Source organism: Pseudomonas sp. 2822-17 (assembly GCF_002742485.1).
Taxonomy (GTDB): domain Bacteria; phylum Pseudomonadota; class Gammaproteobacteria; order Pseudomonadales; family Pseudomonadaceae; genus Aquipseudomonas; species Aquipseudomonas cyclaminis.
The window spans coordinates 1-294 of sequence record NZ_LJRZ01000131.1 but is presented as its reverse complement, the minus strand read 5'-3'; the positions used below and the strand labels follow the sequence as shown (position 1 = coordinate 294).

The 294-nt window shown below is 35.4% G+C and carries 1 protein-coding gene; it reads right to left on the bottom strand.

Going from position 1 to position 294, the window contains the following annotated elements; translation table 11 throughout:
• On the bottom strand, positions 1–294 hold a 294-nt coding region (locus tag AOA60_RS01240), incomplete at both ends, for an aminotransferase class I/II-fold pyridoxal phosphate-dependent enzyme (protein WP_143522318.1).

The window sequence follows — 294 nt, the reverse complement described above, 5'->3', positions numbered from 1 at the left end:
TCGTAGCACTGTGTATCACAATGTGTGCCCCATCATTGATTGGTTGTTGAAGTAGTGGTGTATAAAATGTGTTATCTACAATCAAGAGTAAATTTTTCTTTTTCGCCAACTCACCAAAAGCCTTAATATCAGCTTTCTGCATTAGTGGATTAGTAGGTGATTCAATAAATAATGCTTTTGTATTTTCTGTTATTAGTGTTTCAAACTCTTGTGGATTACGTATATCGGCGTATGCAAATTTAATTCCGTACTGCACAAGCACTTGTTCAAATAGGCGATATGTTCCACCATAGA